Origin of the sequence: Vibrio sp. Y58_MX_L22 (genome assembly GCF_024181865.1) — a bacterium.
GTDB classification, from domain to species: domain Bacteria; phylum Pseudomonadota; class Gammaproteobacteria; order Enterobacterales; family Vibrionaceae; genus Vibrio; species Vibrio alginolyticus.
Window position 1 is genome coordinate 25,101 of the sequence record NZ_JAMZAN010000019.1, and the last position, 8,414, is coordinate 33,514.

Annotated in this window: 8 protein-coding genes; 5 read left to right on the forward strand and 3 right to left on the reverse strand. The window is 45.7% G+C overall.

What is annotated here, in order from left to right:
* Nucleotides 1–84 precede the first annotated feature (84 nt).
* Nucleotides 85–1,569, reverse strand: coding sequence for a carbon starvation protein A (locus NL626_RS22240; protein ID WP_253657749.1), 1,485 nt, complete (start codon nucleotides 1,567–1,569; stop codon nucleotides 85–87).
* Nucleotides 1,570–1,849: 280 nt separating this feature from the next.
* Here NL626_RS22240 and NL626_RS22245 point away from each other — a divergent pair, with 280 nt between their 5' ends.
* Nucleotides 1,850–2,191 carry a DUF2799 domain-containing protein gene (locus NL626_RS22245; protein ID WP_005381912.1) on the forward strand — a complete coding sequence of 114 codons (342 nt, stop codon included), beginning with the start codon at nucleotides 1,850–1,852 and terminating at the stop codon, nucleotides 2,189–2,191.
* Nucleotides 2,192–2,305: 114 nt separating this feature from the next.
* Nucleotides 2,306–2,578, forward strand: coding sequence for a hypothetical protein (locus tag NL626_RS22250; RefSeq protein WP_005381911.1), 273 nt, complete (start codon nucleotides 2,306–2,308; stop codon nucleotides 2,576–2,578).
* Nucleotides 2,579–2,629: 51 nt separating this feature from the next.
* On the opposite strand, the gene murQ is transcribed toward NL626_RS22250, so the two are convergent.
* Nucleotides 2,630–3,559 (reverse strand): N-acetylmuramic acid 6-phosphate etherase, encoded by a 930-nt coding sequence (gene murQ, locus NL626_RS22255; protein ID WP_253657750.1) that lies wholly within the window; start codon nucleotides 3,557–3,559, stop codon nucleotides 2,630–2,632.
* 36 nt (nucleotides 3,560–3,595) lie between these two features.
* Complete coding sequence (locus tag NL626_RS22260; protein WP_104975870.1) at nucleotides 3,596–4,708, reverse strand: anhydro-N-acetylmuramic acid kinase; 1,113 nt, start codon at nucleotides 4,706–4,708, stop codon at nucleotides 3,596–3,598.
* 99 nt (nucleotides 4,709–4,807) lie between these two features.
* Between NL626_RS22260 and nagZ the strand changes: the two genes are divergently transcribed.
* The 3 genes from nagZ to tyrA all read left to right on the forward strand — a co-directional run bounded on the left by nagZ (nucleotide 4,808) and on the right by tyrA (nucleotide 8,224).
* Nucleotides 4,808–5,791, forward strand: a complete 984-nt coding sequence (nagZ, locus tag NL626_RS22265) for a beta-N-acetylhexosaminidase (RefSeq protein ID WP_005381905.1) — start codon at nucleotides 4,808–4,810, stop codon at nucleotides 5,789–5,791.
* Nucleotides 5,792–5,998: 207 nt separating this feature from the next.
* The gene (locus tag NL626_RS22270; protein ID WP_005381904.1) at nucleotides 5,999–7,075 is read left to right on the forward strand and encodes a 3-deoxy-7-phosphoheptulonate synthase; all 1,077 of its coding nucleotides are present in this window, start codon (nucleotides 5,999–6,001) and stop codon (nucleotides 7,073–7,075) included.
* Between the two features lie 21 nt (nucleotides 7,076–7,096).
* Nucleotides 7,097–8,224: a bifunctional chorismate mutase/prephenate dehydrogenase gene (gene tyrA / locus NL626_RS22275; RefSeq protein WP_005381901.1), complete on the forward strand. Its 1,128-nt coding sequence runs from the start codon at nucleotides 7,097–7,099 to the stop codon at nucleotides 8,222–8,224.
* Nucleotides 8,225–8,414: the final 190 nt, after the last annotated feature.

Sequence of the window (8,414 nt, forward strand, 5' to 3'; positions counted from 1 at the left end):
TGAACCTTAAAGTGACTTGGGTATAAAACAAAAAGAGCCTGCAATTGGCAGGCTCCTATCTTAGTCACTCAGATGTGACGAGTATTACGCTGTTTCTGATACGGCTTGTGGTTTCTCTTCGTCAGCCAGTTCAGTTTCACCTTTACCCTTAGAGGTTTTGATAACGTAACCTGTCACAGCTAGGGCAAACACAATACCTACGATAGTTGATAGTTGCATTGGCAGACCAAAACCTAGCGAGCTGTTGTTTAAGATGAACGTGACACATACCGTGGTCATGAAGATAGCTGGGATAGTGGTAATCCAGTGCAGCTTGTTGTGACGCAGTAGGTAAGCGGACGCAGTCCAAAGCATCATTACCGCTGTTGTTTGGTTTGCAAAACCGAAGTAGCGCCAGATAATGCCGAAGTCTACTTGAGTTAAGATACCGCCGATAACGAACAGTGGAAGTGCCATCAGTAGACGGTTACGTAGCGTTTTTTGTTCCATGCTGAAGTATTCAGCAAGGATCAAGCGGCTTGAACGGAACGCTGTATCGCCAGACGTAATTGGTAGGATAACCACACCCAGGAACGCAAGGATACCACCGAACACACCTAGCAGACCAAATGATGCGCTGTATACCACGTTACCAGGGCCACCGTTTTTCACAGCTTCTGATAGAGCGTCTAGAGAGCCGAAGAAAGACAGAGCGATAGCACACCAAATTAGCGCGATAACACCTTCACCAATCATTGCACCGTAGAATACGAAGCGACCGTTTTTCTCATTTTCCATACAACGCGCCATCAGTGGAGACTGAGTTGCGTGGAAGCCAGAGATAGCGCCACATGCGATAGTGATGAACAATGCAGGCCATAACGGCATGTCATTTGGGTTGAGGTTAGAGAACATGTCCGAAACTTGGAAGTCACCCATTACTGTGTGTTCGCTAGAGAAAGCAACGGCTGTCATTAGACCAACAGACATAAAGATAAGTAGGGCGCCAAACAGTGGGTAGAAACGACCAATGATTTTATCGACAGGAACAATCGTCGCAATGATGTAGTAAGCAAAAATAGCAATAACCATTGTAGTCATGCTTACGCTCAAGCTTGTTTGATCATTGATGAGGTTAGTAATCATGCCAGCAGGGGCTGAAACGAACACTACGCCAACTAGAAGCAATAGGACAATGGCAAAAATATTCATAAAGTGTTTTGCGCCATTACCTAGGTAGCGACCTGTAATGGTAGGTACAGATGCACCGCCGTTACGCACTGAAAGCATGCCTGAGAAGTAATCGTGTACTGCACCAGCAAAAATACAACCGACTACAATCCAAAGCATCGCCGCAGGACCGTATAGTGCCCCCATGATCGGGCCAAAAATTGGACCAACACCTGCGATGTTAAGTAGTTGAACTAGGTAAACTTTCTTTGTTGACATTGGAACGAAGTCAACACCGTCCGATTTGGTGTGAGCTGGCGTTTGGCGTTTTTCATTGATGCCGAAAATCTTCTCGACGAAAGCGCCGTAGATGAAGTATCCGCCGATTAGGGCTGCGACACAGGTTAGAAACCACATCATAGCAATTGTCCTTGGTCTTAGTTGGGTAGGGTAATTTTTCAATCTCAGGATGCATGTTATGCGTCACTTGTGTTAAATGCATTCGGTTAGTAGATGAGTGGTCGAATAGAGCACTGAGTGGTCGATATGCTGCTTGAGCGGTTTTTAAAAATGGCGAAAGGTTGATGACAGTCTTGAGCGGCTGATTTGAGTCATCAGTGGTTAAATCTGCAAGCTCAGCGGCAAGCGCCAATAATTAGTGGTAAGCTTATTTTTGAAAACAATTACTTAAGGAAGAACCATGAAAAAGGTAACGGTAGGTCTGGCACTGGCTTTACTTGCAGGATGCACAGCAACGACAGCAGATCTTGCCAAGTCGGGAGATTGGCATCAGATCGGATATCAAGATGGCATAACCGGACACACATCGCGCACGATGAGCGAGCTTCGTGAGTTGGGTAGTGTTAAGCAAAGTGACTACGACCAAGGTTATTTAGAAGGTTTACGTGAGTATTGTAATCCTGCTTTTGCGTATCAAATGGGGTTATCTGGTCAGTATTACGAAGGGGTTTGTGAAGGTACTGAGCAAGCGCAAAAATTCCGCATGGAATGGCAACGTGGTTGGAATGAATACTCAAATTAATAGTCAATAAAGCCGTTGTTACACTGTCTGCATCACATAAATGTGGCAAAATCCTCCTTATTAAACTATGTTCATATTGCTTGATAGTGAGCACAGAAAAAAAGGAATCACATTATGTCAACGCAAATGGCTGGTGGCTGGAGTCCATTTCATGAACTCACAGCAGAGAATAAAGAAGTATTTGCTAAAGGTATCGAGGGGTTTGTCGGTGTCAAATACTCCCCTTTGGTTGTGGCTACTCAAGTCGTAGCCGGACAAAACTATGCGTTTTTCTGTAATGCAGAAGTTGTCTACCCTGGAGCACAACCATACCCGGCAATGGTTCATATGTTCAGTGACCTTGAAGGTAAAGTCGGTATTACTCACATTGAACGATTGAACTACTAAATTAAGCCATAAAAGGCGCCTGACTTTTAAATAAGTGAGGCGCATTATTGATTAAGATTGATTAGTTTGCGCGATCACGACTTTTCTTAAATATCCTTGCTTGGCGTTCAGTTGCTCAGTTGCGCTTTCTCTATCCAGCCCGGTTAAAATCATCAAAATCGCTAACTTGGCGTCGTAGTCCGTTTCTTTGAGCGCCGTTTTAGCCTCTTGGTTAGTACAATCTGTTGCTTGCATAACAATACGAGCCGCTCTTGCAACTAGCTTTGCATTCGTCGCTTTCACATCTACCATTAAGTTCTGATAACTTTTGCCTAGGCGAATCATGCTTGCGGTAGTGAGCATGTTCAGTACGAGTTTTTGTGCTGTCCCTGATTTTAAGCGAGTGGATCCCGTTAACGCTTCAGGTCCAACAACGGGGCTAATCGCAATATCAGCAATATCTGCAATCGGAGAGTCAGGGTTACAAGATAGTGCTACAGTGGTGGCATCAAGCTCGTTCGCATACTCTAAGCCACCAATCACGTAAGGTGTTCGTCCACTTGCCGCAATACCAACGACGACATCGCGTTGTGTTAGCGTATTCTCTTTAAGATCTTGCTCGCCTAATGTAGGGTCGTCCTCCGCCCCTTCTTTTGCACGGAACATTGCCTCTTTTCCACCGGCAATAATACCAACGACCATCTCTGGATCTGTGCCAAAAGTTGGTGGGCATTCTGAAGCGTCCAAAACGCCAAGTCGACCACTGGTACCCGCACCGATGTAAAACAACCGACCTCCGACCTTAAATGCTTCCGTGATCTTATCAACGGCTTCAGCGATCTCAGGCAACACTTTTTCAACGGCAAGAGGAACGAGTTTGTCCTGTTGGTTGATGCGTTGAACAATATCGAGAGAAGGCAGCAAGTCGATGTCCATGGTGTCTGGGTTTCGCCCTTCAGATACCAGATGGGATAAAGCTGCGATAAGTGCATCGTTCGTCATAATGAATTAAGCCTTTTTGTTTAGGATCTATTGCCCTTAATTTTTTGAATAGAGTACACCCAGTGAAGCGAGACGACTTGCCCCCGTAACTTCCGGTAAGTTGCTAGGGAGGTCGTGAATATGGCGCTGCGCAAGCCAAGCAAACGCCATTGCTTCCATGTAGTCGCCATCAACGCCTTTTTCTGCCGTTGTCGCAACGCTCCATTGTGGCAATAACTTAGCTAGTCGCTGCATCAAAAGTGGGTTTCTTGCTCCACCGCCACAGACCAATAGTTGAGGTGTGATGCCATGAGAAAACTTGTCGACTTCGTTGGCAATGGTAATTGCAGAATACTCGCAAAGTGTACGTTGTACGTCTTCGATTGGTAAATTGTGATGGGCCAGTTGTTGATGCAGCCAGTCAATATTGAACAGTTCTCGTCCGGTACTTTTAGGGGCTGGCATGGCGAGGTAAGCTTCTTTGAGTAATTGAGTCAACAAAGTAGCGTTTACCGTTCCTTTAAGTGCAAATTGTGCATCTTCGTCGAAGCTTTGCCCTTTATGCAGCGCACACCATGCGTCCATCAACATATTGCCCGGGCCTGTGTCATAACCAATGACTGGTTGTTCTGGATGCAGTACAGAGATATTGGCAATGCCTCCAATGTTAAGCACCACAGTTGTGGAATCCTGCATCGCAAAAATGCTTTTATGGAAAGCAGGGACGAGTGGGGCACCTTGTCCACCTAGCGCCATGTCTTTACGACGAAAATCCGCTACCGTATCAATGCCTGTCTTGACCGCGATAATGTTGGCATCGCCCAATTGAGTGGTAAACGGCAAGTTTCCGGTAGGCTGATGGAACACTGTTTGACCGTGATTACCAATCGCACGAATTTGCTCTGCGACGTAACCAGACTTATTGAGCAGCTGTAACACGGCATCTGCAAATAGGTGGCCGAGCTGGTGGTCAAGTTCACCTATGGTTTTTAAATTTGTTGCTTGACCGGTACAAACAGATAACAGCATGTCTTTTAGCGCTGCGGGCATTGGGTAGTCGTCGTGCGCAATCAGGCGAACATGCTCATCGCTTATTTCAACTAGAGCGGTATCAACGCCATCCATACTCGTTCCAGACATCACACCAATGTACAGTTCGTTAAATTTCATAGCCGATCTCGTCAATTCTTCATTCACTTATTGTAAAGCAAATCTGAAGCGAATAACCTCATCGAATACGAGATATTCAGCCGATTTTGAGGAGAAAACATGGGACCGTTATGGGTTGACGTTGCGGGGTATGAACTGACCGCTGAAGACAAAGAAATCTTGGAGCATCCTACGGTTGGTGGCTTAATTCTATTTGCTCGCAACTATCATGATAGCGAACAGCTTCAAGCACTTACTCAATCCATCCGAAAGGCGGCTAAGCGCCCGTTTTTGATCGGTGTGGATCAAGAAGGCGGCCGAGTGCAGCGCTTTCGTGAAGGTTTCTCATTAATTCCTGCTGCTGATGAGTACGCTAAACATCAAAATGGTGAAGAGCTTGCTCGTATGGGCGGTTGGTTAATGGCAGCAGAGCTGATTGCCCATGATATTGATTTAAGCTTTGCCCCGGTACTTGACCAAGGCCATCAATGTAAAGCGATCGGTAACCGCGCATTCGGTGAAGATGCCGATACCATTCTTCGCTATAGCACTGCATATATGCAGGGAATGAAGAGTGTTGGCATGGCAACGACAGGCAAGCACTTCCCTGGACATGGTGGCGTGATTGCAGACTCACATCTAGAAACACCATACGATGAGCGCAGTGATATTTTTGAACAAGATATGGCGATCTTCAAAGCGCAAATTGATGCCGGTATTTTAGATGCCATGATGCCTGCTCACGTGATTTTCCCACATTATGATGCTCAACCAGCCAGCGGTTCTGAATACTGGTTAAAACAGGTCCTGCGTCAGCAATTGGGTTTTAAAGGTTTGGTTTTTTCGGATGACTTGACCATGGAAGGCGCTGCGATTATGGGCAGCCCAGCCGAGCGAGGTGCTCAAGCATTGAGAGCTGGTTGCGATATGTTGTTAATGTGTAATAAACGAGAAGCGCACGTTGAGGTATTAGACAACTTACCGGTTTCAACCGTGCCACTCGCGGATGGATTACTGAAAAAACAGTCATTTTCTCCAAGCGAACTTAAGCTATCTCAAGAGTGGAAAGCGGCGAGTGAAGCGATGAAACGCTTGACTAGCTAAACCTCTTGTAAAAGATTCAAAACAGCGATGAGAAGCCAAAGTTAATTATACTTTGGCTTTTCATTTAACTGTAAACTTTAATTTACACTAAATGTTTTTTATTCTGTACGCTTGTTTTTCTTTTTTAGCCTGTTATCTTGTCGTTAAAGCTTAGTTGTCTCACCAAAGGTTTGGTTGGGTGTAAAAATAAATATACAGGTTAGAGTTATGCAGAAAAGTGAGTTGAGCAATATTAATATTATCGAAGAACAGGTTCTTATTACTCCGGAGGAACTAAAAACCAAGCTTCCTTTGAGTGAAAAAGCACGTCGCTTTATTCAAGAGTCTCGTCAAACTATCGCTAATATTATTCACAAGAAGGATCACCGCCTGCTTGTTGTATGCGGTCCATGTTCTATCCACGACGTAGAAGCGGCGAAGGATTACGCAAAGCGACTTAAAGCACTCTCTGAACAACTAAGTGACCAACTGTATATTGTTATGCGTGTTTACTTTGAGAAGCCGCGCACCACGGTCGGCTGGAAAGGCCTGATCAATGACCCACACCTAGACGGCAGTTTCGATATTGAACACGGTCTGCATGTTGGACGCGAACTTCTGGTGGAGTTGGCAGAGATGGAAATCCCGCTCGCGACTGAGGCTCTAGACCCAATTAGCCCACAATACTTGGCGGATACTTTTAGCTGGGCAGCCATCGGTGCTCGTACGACGGAGTCACAAACTCACCGTGAAATGGCAAGCGGCCTGTCTATGCCAATCGGTTTTAAGAATGGCACCGATGGCAGTTTGGCAACCGCAATTAACGCGATGCAAGCTGCGTCCTCTAGCCACCGTTTTATGGGAATTAACCGTGAGGGACAAGTCGCACTGTTGACCACCCAGGGCAATGCTAATGGACATGTGATCTTACGTGGCGGCAAGCAAACTAACTACGATTCGGTATCAGTCACTGAGTGTGAGCAAGAGATGGCGAAATCTGGTCTTGATGCTTCATTAATGGTGGATTGCAGTCACGCCAACTCACGTAAAGATTACCGTCGCCAGCCATTAGTCGCGGAGGATGTGATTCATCAAATCCGTGAAGGCAATAAATCTATTATCGGTCTTATGATTGAAAGCCATATCAATGAAGGAAATCAATCTTCTGACTTAGCTCTTGAAGAGATGAAATACGGTGTATCTATCACTGACGCATGTATCAATTGGGATTCAACTGAGGCACTATTACGTCATGCACATGAAGAGCTAGTGCCTTTCTTAGAAAATCGTCTAAAGGCTAATTAATACAGGATTTAAGGAACATCAATGGCAGTTGAACTTAACGCATTACGCGATCAGATTGATGCAGTCGACAAGCAAATGTTGGAGCTATTGGCTCAGCGTTTAGCGCTCGTAGAGAAAGTTGGGGAAGTAAAAAGCGAACATGGTTTGCCAATTTATGCTCCAGACCGCGAAGCGGCGATGTTAGCTTCTCGTCGCGCTGAAGCTGAAAAAATGGGAATTCCTCCACAGCTTATTGAAGATATTCTGCGTCGAACAATGCGTGAGTCTTATGCCAGCGAGAAAGATTCCGGTTTTAAGTGTTTGAACCCTGATTTACGCTCAGTTGTTATTATTGGTGGTAATGGTCAATTGGGTGGCCTGTTTGGGCGTATGTTCAAATTGTCGGGCTACCAGGTCAAAGTTCTCGGCAGTAAAGACTGGGATCATGCGGATGAGATTCTAGACAACGCGGGTTTAGTCGTGGTCACGGTGCCGATTCATCTAACGGAAGGGGTGATCGAAAAACTGGGGAACTTGCCGCAAGACTGCATTCTGTGTGACCTGACTTCTATCAAGTCGAAGCCTCTGCAAGCAATGTTGAATGTGCACCAAGGTCCTGTGGTTGGTTTGCACCCAATGTTTGGCCCAGATGTTCCGAGCCTTGCCAAGCAGGTTATTGTGTACTGTGATGGCCGTGGTCACGAGCATTACCAATGGCTATTGCAACAGTTTGGGATTTGGGGCGCAAGCTTGTGCCAAATCGATGCACAAGAGCACGATCATGGCATGACGTTGATTCAGGCGCTGCGCCACTTCACGTCGTTTGCTTACGGTATGCACCTTAGCAAAGAGAATCCGAACATCGATCAGTTGTTGAAGTTAAGCTCGCCAATCTACCGCCTTGAATTGGCGATGGTGGGACGACTGTTTGGTCAGGATCCGAACTTGTACGGTGATATCATTTTCTCTTCTCAAGAGAATATCGATATGATCAAGCGATTCCATCAGCGTTTAGGTGATGCGGTAGCGATTCTGGATAGCAGAGACAAAGCGCGATTCATCGAAAGCTTTAAGCAGGTAAGTGATTGGTTTGGTACTTATTCTCAACAATTTATGAATGAGAGCCAAAACTTACTCAAACAGGCGAATGATAATATTCATCGCGGCTAATCACGGGTCATTTAGCCGTGCAGAGTCCGAAACAAAAAGAGCAGCGTAAGCTGCTCTTTTTCGTGTTGATGTGCCGTCCTAAATAAGGTTGACACTTTCCACCCCCAAAATTGGAGAGTGTTATGAAATCAACAACTAAAAGAACTCAGCGCGATTACTCCCTCGCTTTTAAACTCACTGTAGTTGATGA

Bases quoted from the DNA above. Each gene is read 5' to 3' on its own strand.
- NL626_RS22240 (WP_253657749.1), bottom strand. From the start codon at position 1,569: ATGATGTGGTTTCTAACCTGTGTCGCAGCCCTAATCGGCGGATACTTC.
- NL626_RS22245 (WP_005381912.1), top strand. From the start codon at position 1,850: ATGAAAAAGGTAACGGTAGGTCTGGCACTGGCTTTACTTGCAGGATGC.
- NL626_RS22250 (WP_005381911.1), top strand. From the start codon at position 2,306: ATGTCAACGCAAATGGCTGGTGGCTGGAGTCCATTTCATGAACTCACA.
- murQ (WP_253657750.1), bottom strand. From the start codon at position 3,559: ATGACGAACGATGCACTTATCGCAGCTTTATCCCATCTGGTATCTGAA.
- NL626_RS22260 (WP_104975870.1), bottom strand. From the start codon at position 4,708: ATGAAATTTAACGAACTGTACATTGGTGTGATGTCTGGAACGAGTATG.
- nagZ (WP_005381905.1), top strand. From the start codon at position 4,808: ATGGGACCGTTATGGGTTGACGTTGCGGGGTATGAACTGACCGCTGAA.
- NL626_RS22270 (WP_005381904.1), top strand. From the start codon at position 5,999: ATGCAGAAAAGTGAGTTGAGCAATATTAATATTATCGAAGAACAGGTT.
- tyrA (WP_005381901.1), top strand. From the start codon at position 7,097: ATGGCAGTTGAACTTAACGCATTACGCGATCAGATTGATGCAGTCGAC.